We start from the raw sequence: 23,790 nt of genomic DNA on the forward strand, positions 1-23,790 counted from the left end.
AGTACCCCGTGAACGTCTTATCCCTCCAACCGCGCCCGATCACGACCTCCCTCCCCGGGGCGATCAGGGACCTGAACGCGGTGTGCCGCGAAGTGGGACTGCCGCTCCCGGTCTCCCCCAGCACCGAGGACCCCGCGCGCCGGATCGAGCTGGGCACCGTCGATGAGGACACCGTCCTCCAGTTGACCGACCTGCTGCGCCGGGGCATGAAGCGCACATACAAGACCCGCGACCGGCTCCGGCGAGCCCTGAACGCCCACGGAATCGACGCTCCGGACCTCGGACTTGAGGACGGTGAGATCGCCCTCGGCAACCTCACCGTCGCGGCAGCGGAGCGACTTGCCCAGCTTCTGGGGGCTCCCCCGCGACCGGTCACGACGGCCCTGGACGACTGGCCCGAAGCACAGGAAGTCCTCGCCCGGCTCCAGAAGGCGTTCCGCGACGCCACCGGCGGCGGATTCCTCGACCTGCTCTTCCTCTCCGACTGCCTCCGCTGCGGAGGGGAGCCGGTGATCTCGACCGGGCCCATCTGCGTCAAGACCGCCCGCCGGCTCGTGAGCGCCCTGGAGTACGGGGGCCAGCAATGATCCAACCGCCCGCCGGACCGCACATAGCCCGGGACCTCCTCCACCGCGTGGAGATCGCCCGCCGGGACCGCAACCGGCTCCTCCGCGTCCATCTCCCCGCCGCCGAGGCCAGACAGGCCCGGCACCAGGACTACGCCAACGCCAACGTGCTGCGGCGGATCGTCTCCCAGTTGGGCTGGCCCACCCGCGAGCTGCTCGGAGAGGAAGCCCTCACCGCAGTATGGGAAATCGTCCTGCGCGCCGACGCGCTCGCCGACTTCCAGCGCCTGGCCCTTCGACTGCTCGACGGCGCCGTCGTCCGGGGCGAGGCGACCATCCAGCAGTGGGCGCACCTGCACGACCGGTGCGCGGTCAACGCCGGGAACCTTCAGCGCTACGGCACGCAGTACCTCCTGGGACCGGACGGCCCGGAGCCGGCCCCGGTGGAGGACCCCGAGCAGCTCGACGTCCGCCGGGCCGCGGTCGGCCTCCCGCCGCACGTCCAAGCGCGGGCCGCCCTGCGGCGCCGCCTCGGATGGCCGACGGCTGCCCCGGACCCCGGCCACGGGTTACCGGACGTTCCTATGGAGCTGGCGGGGGTGGCGGCATGACGACGATCCCCTGTCCGGTGGGACTGGAGGAGCTGGGGCCCGACCACTTCGCCTTCCCCCGCGCACCCCGGGTGTACGAAGTCCTGCTCGGTGGGACCGAGACGTACCAGTGCGACCGGGATACGGCCCTCGACCTCTACATGGCCGCGCCCTGGGTGATGCTCGCCGCCCGGACGAACCGCTGGTTCACCGAGGTGGCCACCGACACCGTTCTGCGCCGGGGGGCGCGGCAGTTCCTCGACCTCGGCTGCGGCCTGCCCAACCGCCCGGACCTCCACCACCTCGTACCCCGGGACTGCCCCGTCGTCTACATCGACCGCGACCCCGGCGTCCTCGCCCACGCGAAGTCCCGGCTCGACCCCGGCCCCCCGTACGCGACGACCGTCCTGGCCGGAGACCTTCTTGATATGGAGGAGCTGCTCAGGGCCCCAGAGGTGACCGGGTCGTTCGACCTCGCGCAGCCGATCGCGGTCACCGTCCACGACGTGCTCCCGTGGAACACGGACGACACTGCGGTGACAGACGCGATGGCCGCCCTGCGGGCCTGGCTCCCGGTGGGCAGCACCCTGTCGATCACCCATCTCACCGCGGAGTTGAACCCGAGGCAGGTGTCCGAGGTCGTCTCCGTCTACGAGCACCACGGCATCGGCGTCCGCCCGCGCAGCCGCGCCGAGATCGGAGCGTTCTTCGGCGGCTTCGCCCACCTCGGGGACGGGCTCGCGGCCGTGAGCCGCTGGTCCGCCCACGGCACGAACGTCCGCCACTTCACCCCGTACCCCGCCAGCGCCTCCGACGCCCCGGCGTTCGCCGGCATCGCGGTCAAGACCGACCACAGCCGCCGCTGACCGTCCCGGCCGACCCTCGAACCGCCGCCCCGGGCCCGGGCTGACACCGGTCCCGGGCCCCCGGGGCGGCTCCCACCCAACACCCTCAACGGTTAAGGATCTGGATGTCCGCGTTCACCGTGCACTGCTGGAATCTGGAGCGGAACGGCAAGCAGGACCCGGCCCTGCGGCAGAAGGCCCACGAACTCCTCGTCCGCGACAACCCCGCCCTCGTCCTCCGCCAGGAGATGCCCGGCGCGGACGACGACGGCGCCGCAGTCATGTACGAGCTGGAGGAGATCCTCGGCATGCGCGGCTGGCTCGGCCCCCGCTCCTGCACCGCGGTCTTCGCCGACCAGGACGTGTTCCGCACCGTGCGGACCTGGCCCCAGACCGGACCGATGTGGGTCCTGCCGCCGACCGCGCTCACCATGCGCTACCTGCCCGCCGGCCGCGACGCCCTGCCCCTGATCGTCGCGTCCTTCCACCTCAACTACGCCTCCACGACGACTCGGCTGGCCGAGGCGGAGTGGCTGACCACCTGGGCCGACAAACGGTGGACCACGGCGGACGGCGAGACCGTGCGCGTCCCGGCCCTGCTCGGCGGGGACACCAACAGCTACCCCGAAGCCTGCGGACTGGGCGAACCCGCCCTCCCCGTCCTGGACGCCATCCACGACGAACCGCACCGGGCCCACCGTTCCTACCGCGCGCCAGAGGGACGGCGTATGGACACCCGCCCAGACGAAGTTCTGTACACCGCCGGACTGCATGATGTCGCCCAGCATCACGCCGACCGGTTGGGAGGAGGAAGCGCTGACGCGCTCGCCCCCACGGTGGACGCCTGCGACACGCACGGCCCCGAAGCCCGGATCGACCGTGTGTACGTCACCGCCGAGCTGCTGCCCGCCGTCACCGACGTGGACGTCATCCCGGTGCCTCTGGTGATGTCCGATCACCACGTCCTGCGGCTCACCCTGGACGGCGACCTCCTCGCGGACATTCTCAACCGGCAGCCGGTCGACTCCCTCTCCTTCGCCAGGTGAGGCGGACAGCGATGGAAGATCCGCCCCAGCCACCGCCCAGCGATCACCGGACGACCACGATCGCGGCCGGCGTGATCCTTCAGAACGGACGCCTTCTGCTCGTCAAACGGCGCGTGCCGGAAGGAATGCTGACCTGGCAGTTCCCGGCCGGAAAGATCGAGCTGAGCGAGTCCCCCGAGGAAGCCGTCGTGCGGGAGGTGAAGAAGGAGACCGGCCTCGCCGTCGCCGTCACGGAACAGCTGAGAGAGCGAATCCACCCGGACACTGGCGTCCGCATCCTCTACTTCGCCTGCGCGATCCGGTCCGGCACCGCCCATCGCGCTGCCCCCGACGAAGTCGCGGACATCAACTGGGTACCTGTCCGCGACGTATTCCACTACATCCCTGATGGGCTCTTTCTGCCTGTTCAGCAGTACCTGTGCACCACCGTCGGCCATCCCGAACAGGCTGCCGCGCCGGGCGGCTCGGCGCCCGACGACGGGCCGGTTCGGGGCGGTCTCCTGGGGGAACCGCAGTGATTCCGGCAATAGGGCAGGACCACGAAACACGATCGGTAGGGTGACGAAGTGACTACGGTACGAGACAAGAATATTGATGAGGAAGCGGCCTCGTTGCGGGCGGCCATGGTGCGTGAGCTGCGCGATCTGGGGGCGATCACCTCTGACTCCGTCGCCGACGCGGTGGCTGCCGTGCCTCGGCATCTGTTCGCCGTCGGTGAGCCGTTGGAGGCCGCGTACGCCGCCAACCGGGCCCTGGTGATCAAGAGGGATGAGGACGGAACGGCTCTCAGTTCGCTGTCGGCCACGCACATTCAGGCGGTGATGCTGGAGCAGGCCGGGATCGAGCCCGGCATGAGGGTCCTCGAAGTCGGCTCGGGTGGCTACAACGCCGCGCTGATCGCCGAGCTGGTCGGCAAGGAGGGCGCGTCGATCTCGGTGGACATCGACGCGGAGATCGTCGAGCGTGCCCGGAAGTGTCTGGACGCGGCCGGGTATGAGCACGTCGAGGTGGTACGGGCGGACGCCGTCGCCGGAGTTCCGGAGCTGGCTCCGTTCGACCGGATCGTCGTGACCGCCGGGGCCTGGGACATCCCGTCGGCGTGGCTGGAGCAGCTCTCCGAGCACGGGCGAATCGTCGTGCCGCTCCGGATGCGCGGGCTCACCCGGTCGATCGCGTTCGACCGGGCCGGCGGTCCGGAAGCGGAGCTGGTCAGCGACAGCTACCGCCTGTGCGGCTTCGTGCCCATGCAGGGGGCCAGCGCGTACACCGAGCGGCTCGTCCACGTCACCGAGGGCCTCGCGCTGCGGGTAGACGACCAGAAGCAGGACTTCGACACCGACGCCCTGGCTGCCGCCGTGCGCTCGCCCCGGCTGGAGGTGTGGTCCGGCGCGGCCTTCGACCTGCCGGACGAGTTGGAGCTGTTCCTGGCGACGAACACGCCGGAGATGGTGATGCTCCACGGCAGCAAGGACCTGGTCGATCAGGGCCTCCTCGCGCTGTCGGTGACGCGCGGCGTCCCGGCTCTGGTCAGCGGGGGGAGCTTCGCCTACCGCACGAAGCGGCCGAACGAGGCGGCCGGCGGCTTCGAGAGCGGCGTCCTCGCCCACGGTCCCGACGCCGAACAGGTCGCCGCGCGCTATGCCGAGCTGCTGCGCCGATGGGCGTCGGACCACCAGCGGCGCGGCGCGGCGCGGATCGCGTACCGGCCGATGCCCGTCGGCACGGCTGAACCGTCCCAGGGGGTTGTGGCGAAGCGGCTCGGAGCAGTCGCCTTCTCCTGGTCATAGGCTCCCCGGCCCCTGCGGCACGTCACAGGGGCACGGGGCATTCGCACCACCCAACTATCAGGGAGGTTGTTGTGTCCGTACAGCAGATCGAGGAAGCGGCGAAAGCGCACCCGCAGACCGCGGGCGAAGCGGAGAGCTTCGAGAACTGGGACCTGGATGTCTCGATCGTGGAGTCCGGCCCGTCGGCCGACCGGCTCATCCGGATGACCGACGACGGCTGTGGTGTGACCTGCGAGTCCGCCTGCTCGACCACCTGCCCGTAGCAGGCCCGAAGGACTGAACCGCGGTGCCCGGTCGGCTTCGGCCGGCCGGGCACCGCGCTCCACGGAGGGGAATTGCCGGTGTACGCGTACGTCGATGCCGCGCTGCTGCGGGCCGGGGCCTGGGCTCCGGCCGATCTCATCCAGCCTTGGCCCGACCCGGGCGGAGGCACGGACTCCTGGCGGGAGTGGCTGGAGCAAACCCTTCGGATACCCGGCTTCGCGGAAGCTCTCGACCAGGCCAGTCCCGCGCTGGCCCGCCAGGTTCGGGACATCCGCAGCGAACAGAACCTGCCGGAACGCGCCGTACGGAAGGCGACGTTCGCGGTCCTGCGGTATCTGCTGCGAGCGTCGAGCAGGGCCACCCCGTTCGGCCTCTTCGCCGGAGTGGCACCTGTGAGCTTGGCTGGCGCGGCGGCCGTACGCATCGGCTCCCGGCACCGGGCTGTCGTCCGGCCCGACGCCGTGTGGCTGACCACGGTGATCGAGCTGCTGGAGGCGGATCGCATCCTGTTGCCGCAGCTGATGGTGCGGACCCATGTGCTGGTGGCGGAGAAGGACGGGCATCTGGTGCTCGACCACCGGGGCAGCGGCAGCTTGGGCAGCGCCCCGGTCCGGGTGCGGGTCCGTGTCACCCCGCCGATCACCTCGGCCCTGGCTGCGGCCCGCCATCCTATCCGGGTCGCGGACCTCGCTGCCAAGCTGGCCGGCGACTTCCCCCGCGTGCCCGCCGAGGTGATCGGCAAGCTGCTGGCGGATCTGACCGCCCAACGCCTCCTGGTCACCAACCTCCGTGCCCCGATGACCACGACGAATCCGCTGGACCACCTCCTGAACGCCCTCGACGCGGCCGAAGCCGAGGACCTCCAACCGGTCACCGCCACCGCTGCACGGCTCCGGTCCCTCACCCATGCTCTGGCCCGACCCCGCATCGCATGTTCGGAGGACGGCGTACACCGAGCCCGGCTCACAGCCGAGATGCGCGACCTTGCCCCCGGCGCCGGGCCGACGCTGGGGGTCGACTTGCGGATCGACGGGGAGGTGGCGGTCCCGACCGAGGTCGCCGAGGAAGCGGCGCGGGCCGCGACGGCACTCGTCCAGCTGGCCCGCCAGCCGTTCCTCAGCCGTGCGTGGGCGAACTGGCACAGCCGCTTCTTGGAACGGTACGGCCCGCGCGCCCTAGTCCCGGCCCTGGACGCGGTGGACGGTGACACCGGCATCGGCTATCCGGCCGGGTTCCTGGGCGGACCGCCCGCCCCGGCGAACGCTCCACTGACTGAGCGGGACGGGAAACTGCTGGCGCTCGCGCAGAACGCGGCCCTGCGCCGTCAACACGAGATCGTGGTGAATGACGCCATGATCAACGTTCTCACCGTGATCGGCCCTGACTCCGGTGTCCAGCCGACGACGGAGCTGATCGCCCGCGTGAACGCCTCCAGCGCCGACGCCCTCGGGGCCGGGGAGTTCACGCTCGCGGTCACCGGGGTGTCCCGGGTCGCCGGGACGGTGACCGGACGGTTCCTCCATCTCCTCGGTGCGGACGACCGCGACCGAATGACGGCGGCGTACGCGACGGCGGCGACCGCGACTGACGGCACCCTGACCGTACAGATATCCGCGCCCCCGCTCCACGCTTCGACCGAGAACGTCGCCCGTGCCCCGGGCGTGGTGCCCGCGGTGCTCGCCTGGGGCGAGTGCCACGACCACCCCGGGGAGCGGGTGCTGCTGGACGACATCGCGGTGACCGCCGACGTCCACCGCCTCTACCTGGTGTCGCGGTCCCGGCGGCGCCCGCTGGAGTTCGTGACCCTCAACGCGGTGGAGCCGGTCCACCGCACCCATCCGCTGGTCCGGTTCCTGACCGAGGCCACCAACGCGATGAGCGCCCCGTGCGCGGTTTTCGACTGGGGTGCCGCGACAACACTGCCGTTCCTCCCTGCGGTGCGCTACGGGCGCACGATTCTCTCCCCGGCCCGGTGGCTGCTGACGACCGCCGACCTCGCCGCCCGTGAGGCGGACCAGCCGCAGTGGGATGCGTCCCTGGCCGTGTGGCGGGACCAGGTCGCCGCTCCGAGCACGGTGTACGTCGGCGACGGCGACCAGCGCCTCCGCCTCGACCTGGACGAACCCGCGCACCGGGTGCTGCTGCGCGCGCAGGTACAGCGTTCCGGCACCGCCGTGCTCCGCGCGGAAGCGGCCCCGGGCACAGGATGGATCGGCGGGCGCCCCCACGAGCTGGTCATCCCCCTCGCCCGAACCGGCCCGGGACGGAGGACACCGTGGTGGCTGGACCGCGAGGCCGGCACGGCGGAGGGGCACGGGCGCCTCCCCGGCTGCGACGGCCGGTTCCACGTCCAGCTCTACACCCGCCCCGAACGCCACAGCGGCATCCTGAACCGTCTGCCCGAACTGCTGGCGGAACTCGGCGGCACGACTCGGTGGTGGTTCCTGCCCTACCGCGACCCCGACGAGCATTTGCGGCTCCGCCTCGTCGTACCGGCCGACCACGCCGAGGGTGCCCCGGCGGCGATCGGCGGCTGGACCCGGGCACTGCGCCGGGCCGGGCTGATCTCCCGGGTGCGGTGGGACACGGACTTCCCCGAGACGGCCCGCTTCGGCGGCCCGGCGGCGATCGACGCCGCCGAGGCGTTCTTCGCGGCGGACTCCGAGGCCGCCGCCGCGCAGCTCGCCTTCAGCACGGCGAACGGCGGCCCCGACGCCCAAGCCGTCACCGCCGCCAGCATGATCGACCTCACGACCGGCCTCATCGGAAACCCCGCCGACGCGATGGCCTGGCTGATCGACCACGCCCGCACCACCAGCACCGCCCCCGCCCGCGACGTATACGAACAAGCGGTCGCCCTCGGCAACCCGTACGACCACGACGCCCTGACCCGCCATCCCGGCGGTGAGCGGATCGCCGCCGCGTGGGCCCGGCGGCGCGAGACCCTGGCCGACTACCGGGCCGTACTCAACACGACGGGCACCACCGACGTGAGCATCCTGCTGCCCGAGCTGCTGCATCTCCACCACACCCGCGTCGCCGGGATCGACCTCGACTCCGAAGGTCAGTGCCTACACCTCGCCCGCGCCGCCGCGCTGAGCTGGACCGCACGAGGAAGGACCAGGTCGTGAAACCGATACCGAAGGCGCTGGCCGCCGCCGACGTCCTCGCCGCCGACCTGTCTGCCCCGCGCCCTGCCGCGCCCAAGTCCGGCGGCCGAGCGTGGCCGCAGTCCCTGGCCGGGGGTGCGGCCGGCATCGCCCTGTTCCACGTCGTACGGGCCCGCACGGGGCAGGGCAACTGGGACACAGCCCGCGCCTGGATCTCCCGGGCGGCGTCCGACGACCTGACCGCCGCCCCCAACGCCGGTCTCTACCTCGGCGCTCCGGCCCTCGCATTCGTCCTGCACACCGCAGCGGCCTCGACCGGTCGCTACCGGGGCGCCCTGGAGAAGCTGGACGACGCCACCGTCTCGATCACCCGGCACCGTCTGGCCGAGGCCCATGCGCGTATCGACCGTGGCGAACGGCCCGTGATGAAGGAGTTCGACCTGATCCGTGGGCTCACCGGGTTCGCCGCCCAGCACCTCACCCGCCACCCGGAGCACAAGATCACCGCCGACGCGCTCACCTACCTTGTACGGCTGACCGAGCCCCTTCCGAACCAGGACGACGCCCTGCCTCCGTGGTGGACCGACGTCTCTCCCAGCGGCGAGCCGACGCCTGACTTCCCCGGCGGACACGGGAACTTCGGACTGGCCCACGGCATCGGCGCGACCCTGTCCGTCCTCTCACTGGCGCTCCTGCACGGTGCCGACGTCCCAGGGCTGGCCGACGCCGCCGGACGGATCTGCGCCTGGACCGACCGATGGCGACAGGGAGACGCCACCGAACCGTGGTGGCCCGGCTTCATCACGGCTGATCAAGCGGCCGGTGGGCACATCGAGCCAGCTCTCCGTCCCCGGCCTTCCTGGTGCTACGGAGTGGCGGGCACCGCCCGCGCCCAGCAACTCGCCGGTCTCGCCCTCGGCGAGCCCGCCCGCGTCCGCGCCGCCGAGAACGCGATGCTCGCCGCCCTGCGCGACCCCGTCCAACTGGACCAGATCCCCGGCATCGGGCTGTGCCACGGAACCGCCGGTCTCCTCCATGCTGCGTGGCGGATGGCCGACCAGACCGAAAACCCGGCCATCGCGGCGGAGCTGCCGCAGATGACCGACCGACTGACAGCCGCGCTCAACCGGTCCGACCGCGACCCCGAACTCCTCGACGGCACCGCCGGAGCCGCCCTCGTCCTGCACACCGTCGGCACCGGAACCGTCGCCGCCCCGTACTGGGACACCTTTCTCGCCCTGGCCTGAACCCCCTGGAGACGACATGGACAGCCCCGTGTGGCAGCAGGTGAACATCTCCTTCCCCGACTGGAACAGCGCCGAGCAGACAGCGCTCACGCACCTCGCTCCGATCCTGTTCGCCGCCGAGGACGCCAGCGCGATCGCCTCGTGGTTCCACATCCGTAAACGCCCGTGCTGGCGCCTCCGCTATCTGCCGTCCACTGACACCGCCCCGCAGATCCGCCGGGAACTCGACGCACTGACCGCCGCCGGGCACATCACCGGCTGGACTCCCATCGTCTACGAACCCGAGATCCATGCCTTCGGCGGACCAGAAGCCATGGAAACGGCCCACCGCTTCTTCCACCTCGACAGCCGTGGACTGCTCACCCATCTCCGCGACGAGGGCCAACCCGCGGGCGGACATCGGCGGGAGATATCCCTCCTGCTGTGCAGCACCCTGATGCGCGCGGCCGGCCTCGACTGGTACGAGCAGGGCGACGTCTGGGCACGAGTCGCCGCCCACCGCCCTCTATCGGTCGGCCAGCGGAGTACCGCCCGACAGAGCGCCGCCGTACAACGGCTGCTCACCGTGGACACGGACGACCAGATCCGCGAGAACGCTCTCCTGGCCCGCACCAGGGAATGGGCCCGTGCTTACACCACCTCCGGGCACGAACTCAGCGACCTCACCACTGCCGGAGCCCTCCATCGCGGACTCCGCGATGTCCTCGCCCACCATGTGGTCTTCGCCTGGAACCGCCTCGGTCTGCCGTACGCCACACAGGCCGCCCTCGCCGCCACCGCCAGGAACGTCGTCTTCGGCCCCGACCTCACCGCGCACGACGGTGTTGCCGTGACGAGCGCCGGCGTTCCCGACCCCGCCCAGCCGCGCCGCTGACAGCATCGGCCCGCTCGTCCAGAGGGGAACCATGGACCCGAACGACCCCATCGCCCAGCGCTTCCCACTCGTCGCCCGGCCCCGGCCCGCCTGCCCGCCACTCACCGAACGCGTCCACGCGCTGCTCGACCTCGCCCGGTCAGCGGCAGAAGGAAACGATCCGACACGGGCCTCAGCCGTCTACAACCAGTCGGCCCTCCTCGCCTCCGACCTCGGCCTACCCACCCTCGCCCGTGACCTGTGCTACCGGCACGCCGACGCCTACTTCCAGGCCGGCCCGCTCCCCGGACAGAGCGCCATCCGAGCACTCGAACCAGTTGTCAACCTCGCCCGCCTCCACATCCGCGCGGGGCGGGGCGACACTGCTCGACAGCACCTCCTCACGCTGTACGCAGCGGTCGGCACGAGCACGGCCGCGCAGCTCGACAGCATCACCGTCCCCGCCCACCTGACCGCGACAGCCGAGGGACGCCGGGAAGTCCGGGCCTGGCTGTGGACAGTTCTCCTCGCTGACGGAACACGGGCCTTGACCATCCAAGGTCGGTGGAACGACGCGCTCGCCCATATCCAGGAACATCGTGGCGTGGGCAAGCGCATGCTCGACGGACGGCAGGTCGCTGTCCTCGCCGCGCTCACCGGGGGTGCCTCGGACCATGCAGCCGTCCTCCTACACGGCACCACACCTGACGAACCGTGGGAGCAAGTGGTGACGGCGTGTCTCACTGCACTGTGCCACCGCGCCGCCCAGCAAACCGCTGATCGTGATGTGGAAAACCTGGTGAGCATGTACGAGGCACTGGAGTCCGACCCCGGCACAGCCGTCTTCAACATCCGCCTCGGGCTGACAATCCTGGACATCATCGAAGCCGACACCTCTACCGCGCGTCACGTCGCAAACGAACTGCACCAGCGGGCGACCAAACAGAACGACGGATACGCCGCCCTTGAGAATCTGCGGCATCCCCGCTTCAGAGCCCACGTCACCGAAGAACAGCAAAGGGAGTGCCGAAAAGTCTTGACCGCTTGCGCCCTTGGGGATGGAAAGCTCCCCGACGAACTGCGCGAACTGCTGAGGACGGCGGTGAGCACAAGCGATCACACGATCCGAAGGACTGTCCCTGACCGCCCCGCTCTCCCTCCGCTCTAGAACGCGGGTCCGGCAGGTGGCCTTGCCGAAGGCTGATGGTAGATCTCTCCTGGGGCGTTGACCGAATACTGCGAGGGCTCGGGCACCGCTCGCAGACGAGGATCGGTCGCTGAAGGCCGGCTGTCAGCCGGTGTCCTGGTCTTCAGTTCGTCGCGGAGTCCCCGATCACGGTGGGCAGCGGACTGCGCAATGGCCTCGGCCTTGACCGCTGCGGTCCGGAGGTCGGCCGCTGCCCGGAGGTCTCGCTGCTGAGCGTCCCGGCGGGGTCCGTTCCCTCCGTGACGTATGGCATCGGCTTCGGCGAGCACGCCTGCGTGAGCCTCGGCTGGCCCCGCGACCGTAAGGGCCCGGCGGAGCTTCTCCCGAAGCTCGTCCAGCTCTCGCGCGGCGGTGGCGCGCTGTCGGCGAAGCCCCTCGCGTTCGATCTCCGCGTGGGTCCGATCGTTCCCGCGCAGGACGGGGCGGCCGAAGCGGGTCGTGGTGAGCTGGTGCTCGATCCGACCGAGCGCCTCGGCGTCTCGGCGGTCGGCGTCGGCCCGCTGGGTGATCGCCTCGGTGACGGACCGGACGTCGTGGATCGCGGTGGCCCGTTCGGTCAGCCGCTGCTGACGGTCAGCGAGTGCGAGTGTCTCGGGGCCGGCTCCGGCCGCGGCCTGCTGTTCAGCGCTGACCGCCCGGACTTCCGCTTCCTCCGCTGCCCGGCGGGTGGCGCGGCTCGCGGTGACCGCCCGGCGGAGGGCTTCCCGGAGGGCGTCGTCACCGAGGTGGGCGTACGGTCGGCCGGTCGACTGCATGGGGCGGGCGCTCCGGTCGTCATCGGGGTCCGAAGTTCGTGAGGTGACCGTGGGCTCCTCGTGGTCGTGGGCAGTGCCGGGCGCCCGGGGAACGGGGAGGTCTTCCACGACTTCGCGGATGTGGGCGGGCACCTTGTCGGCCGGGAGTTCTGTGAGGATCATGCGCTCCTCGGTGCCGTTCTCGATCTCGCGGATGAGTCCGGCGACGGCGCGGTCCAGCCGTTCCTGATCGGTCGCCGGGTCGCCCGCGGCTGCGCGGTCGGCATCGGTCTCGTAGACGGCGAGCGGGAGGAAGAGGTGGCTCTCCTTCTTGTCCCGGCTCATCATCGTGTAGAGGGCGTTCGGTCCGGCGCCGGGCCCGTAGACCAGGGCTTCCTGGACGCTGAGGCCCTGGCTCTTGTGGCCGGTGATCGCGTACCCGAGGCTCAGCCCGCCCTGGGCGATGTAGTCGGGCTCGATCCACTCGGCGTGGTCGGTGTGCCCGTCAGGCGTCTTCTCCCGCCACTCGACCAGTACGCGGTGCTGCTCGTCCACGGCGCGGACGAGTCCGCGGTGACCGTTGAGAACGTCTTGCTGCCGACCGCCGGTCCTCTTGGCCCGGTAGTCGTTGGCGCGCAGGAGGACCTGGTCGCCGACGGAGATCGTCAGTTCGCCTCCGCCGGGGAGGGCGTAGGTGTGCTCCGGGCCGGTGAGGTGGCCGCTCGCCTTCCGGAGGGCTCGGGCGCCGACGTTGAGTTCGTCCACGACGCCGTTCGTGGCGGCGAGCATGAGCAACTGCTGCACGGCGGTGTGGTCGTCGGTGTGGTTGGCGCGTTTGTCGGCCCACACGGTGAGCATCGCGGCCAGGGTCTCGTCCTTGGTGGGCAGCGCGTGGACGCGGCCGGTGCTGGCAAAGGTGCGGAGGGCTTCGGTGCGCAGGTCCTCTCGCCAGAACCGGAGCGCGCGGCGTTCGACGGCGTCGCGCTGGCGGTGGTTCTCGGTGAGTTCGAGTCCGGCGACCAGGTGGTGGACGGCGGCGAAGTGGCCGCCGACTCCGGGTGAGTGGAGCTGCTTCGGGTCCCCGATTCCCACGATCTTGGTTCCGGTCTTCGCGGCGTGTGCGAGGAGTTCGGCCACGTCGCGGTCGTCGCACATGGCGGCTTCATCCATGACCAGGACATCCACTCCGGCCAGCCCGGGGCCGCCGCTGCGGATGCCGGTGAGCCAGGAGGCCAGGGTGCGGGAGGTGATGCCCGCCTCGGCCTTCAGGTTGGCGGCGGCGACGGCCGCCGTGCTCGTGCCCGCGATGACGAGTCCCTGTGCCTCCCATGCCTGTCGGGCTGCGTCCATGATCGTGGTCTTGCCCGCGCCGGCGACGCCGATCACGGCGTCCACGCCATGCCCTGCGGTGAGCAGGCGCTCCAGTACGGCGCGCTGCTCGCCGGAGAACGCGAAACCCTGCTGGGCCTCGACGGTGGAGAGCGTCATCGCCACGGTGTCCGGGCCGACGACCGCAGTCCGCTCGCCGAGGCGGCGGGTGGTCTCGGAGACGATGAGTGTCTCCGCCGCGACAATGTCGGCGGTGGTGTAGCGGTCGGCGTGGCTGTAGTGCTGGGCGCCCTTGGGCACGAGCTGGACCGCGTATCCGGCGTGCTGGAGTACGGCCGTGGTGAGCTGCTCGGCCTCGGCGGCCGTGCCGACGCCGTACGGGAGGGCGTCCAGTACGGCGGCGATGGCGGCGGCGTGGGTGAAGGTTTTGGAGTTGCTGGTCAGACCGGTCTTCGGGTGGAAGACCACACGGCACAGCTCGTCCAGCCCCGGGTTGTGGTCCGGGGCTGTGTCGTGGAGGGCACCGTTGGTGATGGCGTCGGGGTCGTCCCCGGCTGCCCGGCCTTCGGTCTGCCAGTACGTCCGAAGGACATCGTCACCGACGCCTGCGGCCTCGCCGTTCTTGGCGGCCTTGGACGCGGCGGAAGCGGCGGTACGCTCCCGCTGGGTGGCACTGTCGTAGTCGAGCCCCAGTTTCGTGAGCAGTTCCCGGACCTGGTTGTCCCGCTTGCTGAACAGCCTGATGGTGCGCGGCGGGATGGCGGCGATCTCCCACGCCCCGGTGCGCTCGTCGCGCTGGAAGCGGATGCCGTACCGGTCACCGAGTTCCCGGCGGATGCGGGCGTTCATGAGGGACTGGGTGGCGCGGGCGTGACGGTGGAGGTCCCGGCCGCCCGCGGCCATGGTGGACCACTGCTCGTCAGCGCCCTTGACCATGTTGGCCAGGGTGAAGTGGAGATGGAAGTGAGGGTCCCCGTGCGGGGCGCCTCCCACGGGCCGGGCGGCTCGATGGATCATCATCCACCCCGAGAACCCACTCGTCTCGATCGTCTCGGCCTCTTGGCCGTCGCCGTGTCGGCCGCGCATCGCGTACGAGGTCCAGCGCTCCAGCGCGTCGATCGACTCGCGGCCGGCGGTAGTGAAGATGTCTTCGACCTCGTCCGCCAGTTCCTGGGGGGCGTACGCGCCGAACACCGAGTACGACTTGGGGAGGTCCAGGGTGACGTCCGCGCCCCGGTTGCCGACCTCGACCCGGCCCTCCCGCATGGCAGCCTTGATCTCCTCCGGGTCCCAGACCTGATCGGGAACGAGTCTCGTCGCCTTGGCCAAGGCGACGGCATCGCGGACGGCCATCGGGAGATCGCGGAGACGACGGTCTCCTTCGGCGGCGATCTGGGTGTAGCGCCGCCTCATGGACTCGGAGGTGAACAGCTCCTCGGGCCGCTGTCCCGATTCATGGGCCGCCGTCTCGACGGCCAGCAGAAGGGCGCGGGCGTCGAGTCGTCCGCCGGCCTCGGTGGTGAGGGCCTTCTCCAAGGGCTCCTCTCCGTAGAGCCCGACTGCGTCGATACCCACGGCCTCGGCCAGCTTGAGCAGCGTCGATGCCGGGACCCTGTGTGCTTCGCCGAACCTGTTGAGCTGGCGTTCCATCCGCCCGAACGCGTCCTTCTTGCGCTTCGAGTCCAACAGCTCGACCGGGTCCACCCCACGCTCGGCGGCGGTTCGGCGGATCGCCCGGACCAGGGGCGCGGCGGCCAGTTTCGCGGCAGGCGCGATGGCGAGCTTGGGTTCCACGAGGGTCCGGCCGGTACGGGGGTCCTCACCGCGCATGAGGCGGCGGGCGTTCTGGAACTGCTCGGGGGTGAGCACGCTCCCAGGCGCGATGTCGAACTCCGCGAGACCGCGCCCGATCCATACGAGCGGGCGCTCACTGGCGTCGAGGTGGTAGTCCACCTGCCCATCGGCGGCGGGAGCGGGAAGGACGACATCGCCGTACAGCTCGCGGGCGTCCAGCCCGGCTGCGGCAGCGACCTCGACGGCGTCGAACCCGGTGAACCGGGCTGCCTGGGAGTTCCGGAGCGCGGTCCGGGTGCGGAAGAACGCCTTCTTCGCCTCGGCGGAACCGAGCAGGGCGGCGACGGTGGTCCCGGCTTCTTCGGCGCGGGCCTCGACGGCGGCGACGAGAACGGCGGCATCGACGGTCGTGACGGAGCCGCACCCGTGGCCGCCGGTCAGGCGGTACTCCACCTGCCCATCGGACGGGCCGATCATCGTCACCCAACCCAACCGACCCACCCCCTCGATCAGATCCGGCCGTCTTTGCTCATCGTATCGTCACGAAGTGACGATACCTTGGTCCTCAAAATTCATCTTCGATCAGCAGGAAGAGCTGATGAGGACACTGCGCTGGTTGCCTCGTAGCTGTCGGACTGGTTGGACCTCGATGTTTTCAGGGTGAGGCTGTTACCTGGCGGCTGATCGAATCTGACGGGACCGACTGTTGCTGAGGGGGCTGGGTGGCATGCTGACGCTTCAGGACGACAGGAGGCATGCGAGGTGGCGGAATCTGACTGGAAGCGGGTAGTGGCCCAGCTACGGCTCGGGCTGGACGGGCCGACATCGGAGCAGGTATCTCTGGCCGCGTGCCTCGGCTTCTCCTTCGTGCCGGAGACGTCGGTGCACGTTGCCGCTGCCTTCCTCCGTCTCCGATCAGCAGCGGCGCTACTTCTTCCAGGCCCCCGGCGATTTGACGACTCCGCGTACGAATACCTCGAACGGATCTGCGCGGAGATCGGCATACCGGCACCGCCACGGGCGGATGTGCCCAATCGAGACGTTCTGGATGCCTGGCTGGCGGCGGCCTGGGCCCGACGCTCAATTCAGCACCTGGAGCGACTGGAACCCTGTGTAGGGGACGTGGTGGTGGCCCCTCCCCTGCGTCATGGCGAAGAGAACCGCCACGGTGTCATCAACTCGATCCGCTCGGACGGGAGGCTGAACTTCGTCGGGGGGCGGAACGGGGGAGCGCGAATTCATAGAGTGCTGCGGATCGTCCGGCCGAACGAACCCGACTACGACAAGTTGACCTTGAAGGCGCGCGAGGAAGTGGCCCAGGCCAACCCGTTCCCCGAGCGGCTCACCCGTGCTCAGCAGGCTGCCCTGGAACCCTTCAAGGTCAAGCGCCGCCCCTCGCCGGCCGACCGGGAAGCACTTCGGGAGGCTCTCGACACGGCCACGTCGGAGAGGGACATGCAGGTACTGCTGGAAAGGCACCCCTCTCTTCTTGCAGGGACAGTCAAGGGCAACCACGGGACATGGGTTCGTCGCCAGGTTCGGCTCGGCAACTCCTACGTGCCGGACTTCCTCATGGCCAGCGAGACCTCGGCCGGGGTCAGCTGGCATCTGGTGGAGCTGGAGAGTCCTACGGCCCGGTTGACGAACGCCGGGAATCAGAGGGAGTCGCCTACGCTCCGCACAGCCATCAACCAGATCCACGACTGGCGCGAGTGGCTGACGAACAACCTCCTGTCCGCGCGGACTGAACTGCCCGGGATTACGGCTCAGTCACGCGGTTTGATCATCATGGGGAGGGAGGACCCGACCGACCGCGCGGAGGGAATCCGCGACCGGCACTCCCGCGAGTCCCGCATTGAGATCCGAACCTACGACTGGCTTCTCCGTGCAGTCGAGGGTGAGGGGATCGCGCTCCTAGGGCTTCTGGATCTTGAGACCGACGAACTCGACCTAGACGCCTGGTCTGACTGAATCCTGGGACGACGCCCGGAACGCGGCGAAGCGTGGTCAGCCCTGTGGGCTGACCACGCTTCGCGGTGGGGGGGATCAGGCCGTCAGTGGCCATTCCCCGAAGGGCACTGGCGACAGTCCGGCGGCCTCGCGCACGGCTTCGTCGGTGCCGCAGGTGGTGCAGATCGCGACGTCCCGGCCGATGGTCAGCCGGGAGCGGGCGGGCCGGTCGCCAAGCGGGCCGCCGCAGCGCGGGCAGCGAGTGTTGGGCACCGGTCAGTCCCCCTCGGGGTGCTCGCGGGCGGACTTGAGGATGTTGTTCCAGGTCGGCCGGGAGTAGGTCTTCTCCGTCAGCTCCAGGAGCTGGGGGATCAGCTCGGCGTTCGTGGCCTTGGGGTTGGCGGCGATGGCCTGCCGGGCAAGGGTGAGCCGTTCGTCCCCCTGGTAGGGGTAGGCGACCCGGGCGCGGGGGCCGGTGGGGCGTCCGCCGGCGTGGCCGCGGCCCTTGCGGTCGGCGAGGTACTGCCACAGCCGCCAGCGCTTCCACTTCGGGCGTCGACGGGTCGGCAGCTCGTCCCAGTCGTCCGGGGCGGGCCAGCTCTCGGGCGGATTTTTGACGTAGTGGGAGATGGTGGCGGAGTCGGCGAAGCCGCAGATCTTCGCGGCTTCGGCCGGGCCCACCATCTCTTCCGGGTCGCCGTCGAGCTTCGGGGCGTTCGTGGTGGCTGCGGCGGCACGGCGGCGCTGGAGCTCGTAGTGCCACGTCGCCCAGACCTCGCCGTCCCAGTGCATGACGCCGTCGATGATCTCCGCGGGAGGGTGCCCGTTGTTCTCGCGGTCCGTCCAAAGGTTCTGGAGGGTGGATTCGCTGATGCCATGGGCCTTGCGCAGGCCCGCGCGTGAGTAGAGCTTGCGGCCGGTCTCGCTGGACACGGTCGCCTCCTGTTCGGGGTCGTGGTTGTTCGCCGGTGTCACTGGGGCTCGTCCGGGTCGGGGACGGGCGTCCAGGTACGGCTGCCGGTGGATTCGAGCCGCGTGAGGGTGGCTATCTCCTCCAGGGGAACCGCGGCGGCCCAGTCGTCATGGGCGGCGTGGCCGGCGGGGAGGTTGAGCACGATGTGCCGGCCGGTGCGGGGGAAGTCCTCGACGATGACGAACCTTGCGATGTCGTCGGCGCCGATGCTGTTACCCGCCTTGAGCTGCACGGTATCGCCGGGCCAAGGACAGTCGGCGTGCCGGTCGCATATCATGGTGATGTTCTTTCTGGTGAGAGAACGCCGGACGGCCAGCGCCACGTTGCCAAACTCGCGCTGGCCGTCCTTTGTCGTTCTGGTGGTGCGGGTGCCGGTTCGGCACCCGCCGGGGCGGAGGTTGCCCGCTCCGCCGTCGGCGAGTTAATTGAACCATCTTTGGTTCGGGGCGGCGGGGCTCTGGCCCGGGGTGTGGCGGTCATCAGAACAGAGTTTCCTGATCAACGGTGCGGGGGCGCGGTCCGGCCGGGGGCCGGGCGACGTGAAGTTCGTAGCGGGGGCGTCCGCGGTGCGGGGGTGCGTGGGCTTCGCGGCGGTGGCGGCTCCACGCCACCAGCGGGGCGCCCCGGTCCGGCCACCCCGGCGGGTAGCGGGAGATCAGCTGTGTCCACCGCCCCCGGTCGCGCGGGAGTGCCCACCGGTCCTCGACGGTGGTGAGCGGCGGCAGCTCGCGCCAACCGGGGAAGGCGTGGTCGTGGGCGTCCTCCACGGCCTCGTTGTCTCCGTCGCCGTATCCGTCGCCACGGTGGACGGCGCCCTCCCAGTCGCAGGCCAGGCATCCGCCCCGGAACTCCTCCTCTTCCCGGCGGCCGGTCCGCCGGCTGCGGGTGAGCAGGGTCGGGGTGTGGTGCTCGGGCGGGTCGAGTTCGTGGCCGAGGTCGCTGTACTCGCCCCCGGGGTGGCCGGGGCGGATGTGCCACGTCCGCGGGGCGCTCTCGATGGGCTCGCGCGTCCGCCCGTTGCGCACCCGCCAATAGTTCGTCTGCCGTGGCCGGGCGCCGCTCGGCTCGACAGTGGTCGCGGTCACGGCAGCTCGCCCGGGGACGCGGCGAGCACTTCGCGCAGAGGGTCGGCGAGGACGGCTTGCTCGGCCGGGGAGTCTTGGAAGCGCGGGCCGTAGGCGCGGCGGATCGCGCGGCGGGCGTCCTGGTCGCGGTCGCGGCCGGGGTCGTACGGCGACCGGTAGAGCACCTCGTAGCCGTGCTGGGTGAGGACGTCGGCGATGACCGTGCGGACCTGTACGGGGTTGAGGTTCGGGACGTCGGTCTCCGACTGAGCCTCGAGGAGTACGCGGATCAGCTCGGCCGCGCTGAGTCGGGGCTGGAGGGGGACGCCGATCCGGTGGACGCCGTCCTTGCTGGGGGTGGCGGCTCCTCGGCGGCTGGGTTCGCGGGTGGTGCTGCGGTGAGTGGTCGTCTGGTCCATCGTGCTGGCTCTCGGGGGTGTGGGCGGCGGGGAGGCGGCGTCAGAACAGGGTGTGGTCGGCGCGGGTGGCGGCGGCGCGGAAGGCGGTGGCGGCGTCGGCGGCGGTGCGGCCGGGCTCGGCGCTCCACCGGTCGATGACGGCCCGGTGGACAGCCTTGGCGTCGGCGGGGTCGGCGGCGTCCGCGGGGTGGCCGGTGAGGGTTTCGGCGAGCAGGGCGAACGCCTCGTCGCGGGCGTGGTTGATGCGGGCCCAGTCGTAGGTGCGGCCGACAGCTCCCCGCGCGTGGCCGGCGGCGACTTCGAGCGCACCGCGGGGCCAGCACGGCAGGAGTGCGATGCGGCCAGGGCCGGCGTACAGGTGCGGGCCCTGGTGGATGCCGACGTGCTCGATGTGGTGGGCGGCCCACTCCAGGATGGCGGCCGGGGTGTCGGCGATGACGATGCTCTCGGGGCTGTAGCGAATCGGCATGGTGGTGTCCGTTCGGTGTTGCCCGGGGGCGGCGTCGTGCCGCCCCCGGGGTCTGCCTACTTCTGGTAGGCGGGGATCAGTTCGCGGACGCGGTCTGGGCCGACGCATCCGCCTTCGTGGCGGTGGAGGCTGGGCAGGCCGCCGTTTCGGCCGCGCAGGTGCGACCAGAACTTGGGGCCGACCCACGGGCACAGCTCGCAGGCGAGAACCCAGTGGTTGTCACTGCCGGGGAATCCGGTGAGGACGGCCCGCCACCGGAGGTTCGCGAGTCCGGCGAACGCGGTGAGAGCGCTCTTGACGTTGCGGTCGTTGGCGGGCATCCGCAGGTGCAGCAGCGGCACGGGGCCGGTCAGCGGCCGGGGTTCTTCGGCGCGGATCTGCTCCAGGGGGACGGCGGTGATCAGTCCGGCGGCGTACTCCTGGGCGAGGTGGGCTGCGGCCTTCTCCACGCCGGGGACGCCGTCCTCGGGGCGGCCGATGTTGCTCTCCCCCACGCTGGTCTCGACCCACCAGTCCCGGTGCCACCGGTGGGCGCGGCCGATCACCAGGTCCTGCCCGATGATCACGGGGTAGCGGGACGCCATGTCGGGGGTGCCGATGCGGTAGGGCATGACGGTCTTGAGGGCGGCGGGGTGCTGGTCGTCGGGCTCGGCGCCGGGGGCGGTGAGGACGACGGGTCGTTCGAGAAGCTGGGTGGTCATGGTCGTGCCCTTGTCTGGTGGGAGAGGGGCCCGCCCCGGGGCGCTCGGCCGCCGGGGCGGGAACGGCGGTCTTACGCGGCCTGGGCCTGCGCGGCGGGCTGCATCTCGTCGGCGCTCCTGCGACCGGACACGTCGTCGTAGGGAGCGGTGGAGGTCCAGCCGTCGTATCCGTCGTCGGCGGTACGGACGATCGACTTACCGGTGCCGTTGGAGATGTGCGGGATGGTCACGGACTTGGGGTTGACGCGCAGGACCTCGTACCAGGTGCCTCGGTGGAGCACGAAGTCACCGCGTTTGAAGTCGGCGCGCGTCCACACCTTGAAGCCCTTGGCCTCGGCGTCCTTGATGACCTGCTCCCAGTGGGCGATCTCCTCGGTCAGCTCCTCGTGCCGGATGGTCAGTTCCGGGTCGTCGGGGTTGCGGGAGTGCCCCTTGGCGGACTCGCCACGCTGCCACTTCTCGACGGCCCGTAGGTCGGCCCGCAGCGTGTCGAGGCGGCGGAGGGTGCGGCCGGGGTTAGTGCGGAGCTGCTCGTAGTTGGCGGCGGCCTTCTCCCGGTCGGCCCAGTGCTGGGCGCGGTCGCCTTCACTGATGCTCTTGCGCATCGAGGTGTCCATGCGTGCGCGGTCGCGGAGGGCGCGGGGCTCAGAGTGGTGTCCGCGGATGATGGGCTGGCCGAAAGCGAACCGCTCGGATATCTCGTGACTCGCCTTCCACGCGGCCTCGGAGTGTCGGGCGGCGTTGTCGGCGTACCCGGCGAAGCGGTCGGCGCGGGCCTCGGCGCGCTCTTCCCGGTCCTGCTCGGCCTCGGCGAAGGTGCGGCGGTCGGCGTTGTCGACGGTCAAGGTGGTGTCGAGGCCGGCGTCCCGCAGCCGCTGGGCGAGGAGTTCGAGCGAGGGGGTGTAGGCGGCGTGGTCGCGGCTGTGCGGGAGGTACCAGCAGCCGAGGGTACGGCTCCAGCGGAAGGGCTGGCGCAGGGTGCGGCCGTACTCGCGGAGCTTGAGGATCTCGGCAGATCCGTCGCCCCGGCTGGTGCCGTCGACCAGGGTTCCTTCCCGTCGGGTGTGGGTGATCTCGATGGTCATTGAACTGGTCTTTTCTGGTGAGAGTCTGTGGCCGCCCGGAGGGCGGACGGGGTGCTGAAAGCGGTGAGCACCACCAGGGGCGGGCCGTGAGGGACGAGCGGTCCGCCGCCGTCGCGCCCTGCGCGACGGCAGAGGCCGCCGCGCCCCCGCGGGGCGCGTCCTTCGCGGTCCGGTGCCCGCCGTCGGTCGGCGGAGCCGCTAGGCGGAGTCGGCCGGCGGTGGTGAACGCACCGGACCTGCTGCTGCCGCCCCGAAGGGGTGTCCGCTCGGGCGTGGAGGCCCGCCGGTCCGGAGGCGTTGCCCTCCCCCGGACCGGCGGGGCCTTCGTCAGCTGTGGCGGCTGGCCGGGGTGGCTTCGGTCTGCTCGATCCGCTCGCGGACGGCGTGGTTCACGGCGGCGATGAGGGCGGTTCCGTCGTCGTTGAAGGCGAACCGGCCCAGCGGCAGGCTGGCGGCGATGTCGCAGAACGCGCGCTGGTCCATGGTGGTCAGGGTGTCGTCAAGCGGCGTCAGCTCGTGGGGGAACATCGCCTGGAGGCTGTCCCCGGGCTTCGGGGCACCGATGGTGAAGTACCAGACGACGACCATTTCGGCCGTGTCGGCGAACTGGGTTCCGCCGAAGGGGCCGACGACGATGGCCGGGCGGATGTCGAGCTGGTGGCCCCGGAACCAGGGTCCGGCGGTCACGAGCGTGGCGGCCGGGAAGTCCTGGGCGGTGGGGGCCTGGTCGGTGGTGAGCATGTCGCGTCCTGTCTGGTGAGAGGTCCCGCCGGGGCCGGTCGGCCCCGGCGGGGAGTGTCGGTCGGGGGCGTTGCCCTCCCCCTCCGACATCATTAATTAAACCACGTTCTCAGTCTTGGGTCAACCGGCGGCGGCGAGTTCGCCGCGACGCTCGGCGGCGGCGGTGACGGCCTGGGCGATGGCGCGACCGGCCTCGATGGCCCGGACGGCGGACGCGTGAACGGGGGGCTTCCTGTCCTGCGTGATGATGCCCGCGAGCGGGGGCATGACGGCCGGTCCGGGGGCGATTCCGAGGATCAGAGCGGCGACATGGGCAGCCGAGGCAACCTCGGCCAGATGCTGACCGGGGAGCGGGGCGACCTCCTCGGTGATGCGCCGCCAGGCGTGGCCGTACAGCAGGATGCGGGCGGCGGCATCGGGGGTCTCGCGGGTGAAGTCGAATCCTCCGGCCTGCTCGGGGTCCTCGCGGTACCAGTCGCGGTACTGGGCGAGCAGGGTGCTCCGGACGGCCTCGGCGGTGAGCGGGGCGGCGGCGGGTTGCTCGTAGGCGTCGCCGTCGGTCTGGCTGATATCGAACACGGGACCGGCCTTGTATCCGGACACAGCGCGCCCCTCCCCCTCGGCGGCGGTGTCGCTGACGGTTTCTCCGCGCCCAGCCTCGGCGGCCCCCTGGGCGTCGTCGGTCCGCCGCCGGATCGGGGTCCAGATGCGGATGGAGGTGGAGCCCTTGGCGGGGAAGCGCCCGGCCTTGCGCCAGTCCCCGGAGCTGAGTACGCGGGTGGCGTGGGGGCACTGGGCGGCGATGGCGATGGAGTTCACGGGGCTGCGGTCGGCCAGGGTCGCGGCCGTGCGCAGGACGGCGGCCCAGAATCCTTCGTCGGTGACCATCGCGCCGTACGCGCGGTCCATGACGGCTTCGAGTTCGCCGCGCATTCGGGCGCTGTAGGCGCGTCGCTCGTCCGGGGTCATCTTCGGCTTGCCGGGCATGGCCGGGCTCCTTCTGGTGAGATTTCGGG

Annotated in this window: 23 protein-coding genes; 12 read left to right on the forward strand and 11 right to left on the reverse strand. The window is 71.0% G+C overall.

What is annotated here, in order from left to right:
• The first annotated feature begins 8 nt into the window (after positions 1-8).
• The 11 genes from ABD371_RS15665 to ABD371_RS15715 all read left to right on the forward strand — a co-directional run bounded on the left by ABD371_RS15665 (position 9) and on the right by ABD371_RS15715 (position 11,476).
• Positions 9-587 (forward strand): type 1 periplasmic-binding domain-containing protein, encoded by a 579-nt coding sequence (locus ABD371_RS15665; protein ID WP_344477158.1) that lies wholly within the window; start codon positions 9-11, stop codon positions 585-587.
• Positions 584-1,177, forward strand: coding sequence for a DUF6624 domain-containing protein (locus ABD371_RS15670; protein ID WP_344477160.1), 594 nt, complete (start codon positions 584-586; stop codon positions 1,175-1,177). The genes ABD371_RS15665 and ABD371_RS15670 overlap by 4 nt, the downstream gene beginning before the upstream one ends.
• Positions 1,174-2,022 (forward strand): SAM-dependent methyltransferase, encoded by an 849-nt coding sequence (locus ABD371_RS15675; protein WP_344477162.1) that lies wholly within the window; start codon positions 1,174-1,176, stop codon positions 2,020-2,022. Before ABD371_RS15670 ends, ABD371_RS15675 begins: the two co-directional genes overlap by 4 nt.
• Positions 2,023-2,126: 104 nt before the next feature.
• Positions 2,127-3,047, forward strand: coding sequence for an endonuclease/exonuclease/phosphatase family protein (locus ABD371_RS15680; protein WP_344477164.1), 921 nt, complete (start codon positions 2,127-2,129; stop codon positions 3,045-3,047).
• Between the two features lie 11 nt (positions 3,048-3,058).
• Complete coding sequence (locus tag ABD371_RS15685) at positions 3,059-3,565, forward strand: NUDIX hydrolase (protein WP_344477166.1); 507 nt, start codon at positions 3,059-3,061, stop codon at positions 3,563-3,565.
• Positions 3,566-3,613: 48 nt separating this feature from the next.
• Entirely contained in the window at positions 3,614-4,834 is a 1,221-nt protein-coding gene (gene fxlM / locus ABD371_RS15690) for a methyltransferase, FxLD system (RefSeq protein ID WP_344477168.1), read from the forward strand.
• Between the two features lie 71 nt (positions 4,835-4,905).
• Positions 4,906-5,097: an FxLD family lanthipeptide gene (locus ABD371_RS15695; protein ID WP_344477170.1), complete on the forward strand. Its 192-nt coding sequence runs from the start codon at positions 4,906-4,908 to the stop codon at positions 5,095-5,097.
• 78 nt (positions 5,098-5,175) lie between these two features.
• Positions 5,176-8,229: a lantibiotic dehydratase gene (locus ABD371_RS15700; protein WP_344477240.1), complete on the forward strand. Its 3,054-nt coding sequence runs from the start codon at positions 5,176-5,178 to the stop codon at positions 8,227-8,229.
• Entirely contained in the window at positions 8,226-9,455 is a 1,230-nt protein-coding gene (locus tag ABD371_RS15705) for a lanthionine synthetase C family protein (RefSeq protein ID WP_344477172.1), read from the forward strand. Before ABD371_RS15700 ends, ABD371_RS15705 begins: the two co-directional genes overlap by 4 nt.
• Before the next feature lie 16 nt (positions 9,456-9,471).
• On the forward strand, positions 9,472-10,329 hold the full coding sequence (locus ABD371_RS15710) for a thiopeptide-type bacteriocin biosynthesis protein (protein WP_344477174.1): 858 nt from the start codon (positions 9,472-9,474) through the stop codon (positions 10,327-10,329).
• A 31-nt stretch (positions 10,330-10,360) separates the two neighbouring features.
• A complete protein-coding gene (locus ABD371_RS15715; RefSeq protein ID WP_344477176.1) occupies positions 10,361-11,476 on the forward strand; it encodes a hypothetical protein in 1,116 nt (371 codons plus the stop codon).
• Here the strand turns inward: ABD371_RS15715 and mobF are convergent.
• Complete coding sequence (gene mobF, locus ABD371_RS15720) at positions 11,473-15,825, reverse strand: MobF family relaxase (RefSeq protein WP_344477179.1); 4,353 nt, start codon at positions 15,823-15,825, stop codon at positions 11,473-11,475. The genes ABD371_RS15715 and mobF overlap by 4 nt on opposite strands.
• A 309-nt stretch (positions 15,826-16,134) precedes the next feature.
• Here mobF and ABD371_RS15725 point away from each other — a divergent pair, with 309 nt between their 5' ends.
• Positions 16,135-17,343, forward strand: coding sequence for a Shedu anti-phage system protein SduA domain-containing protein (locus ABD371_RS15725; protein WP_344477180.1), 1,209 nt, complete (start codon positions 16,135-16,137; stop codon positions 17,341-17,343).
• A gap of 75 nt (positions 17,344-17,418) precedes the next feature.
• Here the strand turns inward: ABD371_RS15725 and ABD371_RS15730 are convergent, their stop codons facing one another.
• The 10 genes from ABD371_RS15730 to ABD371_RS15775 all read right to left on the reverse strand — a co-directional run bounded on the left by ABD371_RS15730 (position 17,419) and on the right by ABD371_RS15775 (position 23,761).
• Positions 17,419-17,595 carry a hypothetical protein gene (locus ABD371_RS15730; protein ID WP_344477182.1) on the reverse strand — a complete coding sequence of 59 codons (177 nt, stop codon included), beginning with the start codon at positions 17,593-17,595 and terminating at the stop codon, positions 17,419-17,421.
• Between the two features lie 3 nt (positions 17,596-17,598).
• Complete coding sequence (locus tag ABD371_RS15735; RefSeq protein ID WP_344477183.1) at positions 17,599-18,255, reverse strand: hypothetical protein; 657 nt, start codon at positions 18,253-18,255, stop codon at positions 17,599-17,601.
• 38 nt (positions 18,256-18,293) lie between these two features.
• On the reverse strand, positions 18,294-18,572 hold the full coding sequence (locus tag ABD371_RS15740) for a DUF6211 family protein (RefSeq protein ID WP_344477185.1): 279 nt from the start codon (positions 18,570-18,572) through the stop codon (positions 18,294-18,296).
• A 202-nt stretch (positions 18,573-18,774) separates the two neighbouring features.
• Positions 18,775-19,380 carry a DUF6349 family protein gene (locus ABD371_RS15745; protein WP_344477187.1) on the reverse strand — a complete coding sequence of 202 codons (606 nt, stop codon included), beginning with the start codon at positions 19,378-19,380 and terminating at the stop codon, positions 18,775-18,777.
• The gene (locus ABD371_RS15750; RefSeq protein ID WP_344477188.1) at positions 19,377-19,778 is read right to left on the reverse strand and encodes a DUF6181 family protein; all 402 of its coding nucleotides are present in this window, start codon (positions 19,776-19,778) and stop codon (positions 19,377-19,379) included. Before ABD371_RS15750 ends, ABD371_RS15745 begins: the two co-directional genes overlap by 4 nt.
• Before the next feature lie 40 nt (positions 19,779-19,818).
• Complete coding sequence (locus ABD371_RS15755; protein WP_344477189.1) at positions 19,819-20,247, reverse strand: DUF6197 family protein; 429 nt, start codon at positions 20,245-20,247, stop codon at positions 19,819-19,821.
• 56 nt (positions 20,248-20,303) lie between these two features.
• Positions 20,304-20,948, reverse strand: a complete 645-nt coding sequence (locus tag ABD371_RS15760) for a hypothetical protein (RefSeq protein ID WP_344477191.1) — start codon at positions 20,946-20,948, stop codon at positions 20,304-20,306.
• Positions 20,949-21,019: 71 nt separating this feature from the next.
• The gene (locus ABD371_RS15765) at positions 21,020-22,033 is read right to left on the reverse strand and encodes a DUF3560 domain-containing protein (protein ID WP_344477195.1); all 1,014 of its coding nucleotides are present in this window, start codon (positions 22,031-22,033) and stop codon (positions 21,020-21,022) included.
• A gap of 327 nt (positions 22,034-22,360) precedes the next feature.
• Positions 22,361-22,774 carry a DUF6409 family protein gene (locus tag ABD371_RS15770; RefSeq protein ID WP_344477198.1) on the reverse strand — a complete coding sequence of 138 codons (414 nt, stop codon included), beginning with the start codon at positions 22,772-22,774 and terminating at the stop codon, positions 22,361-22,363.
• A gap of 120 nt (positions 22,775-22,894) precedes the next feature.
• The gene (locus ABD371_RS15775; RefSeq protein WP_344477200.1) at positions 22,895-23,761 is read right to left on the reverse strand and encodes a hypothetical protein; all 867 of its coding nucleotides are present in this window, start codon (positions 23,759-23,761) and stop codon (positions 22,895-22,897) included.
• Positions 23,762-23,790: the final 29 nt, after the last annotated feature.

It is taken from the genome of Streptomyces amakusaensis (assembly GCF_039532665.1).
Taxonomy (GTDB): Bacteria; Actinomycetota; Actinomycetes; order Streptomycetales; family Streptomycetaceae; genus Streptomyces; species Streptomyces amakusaensis.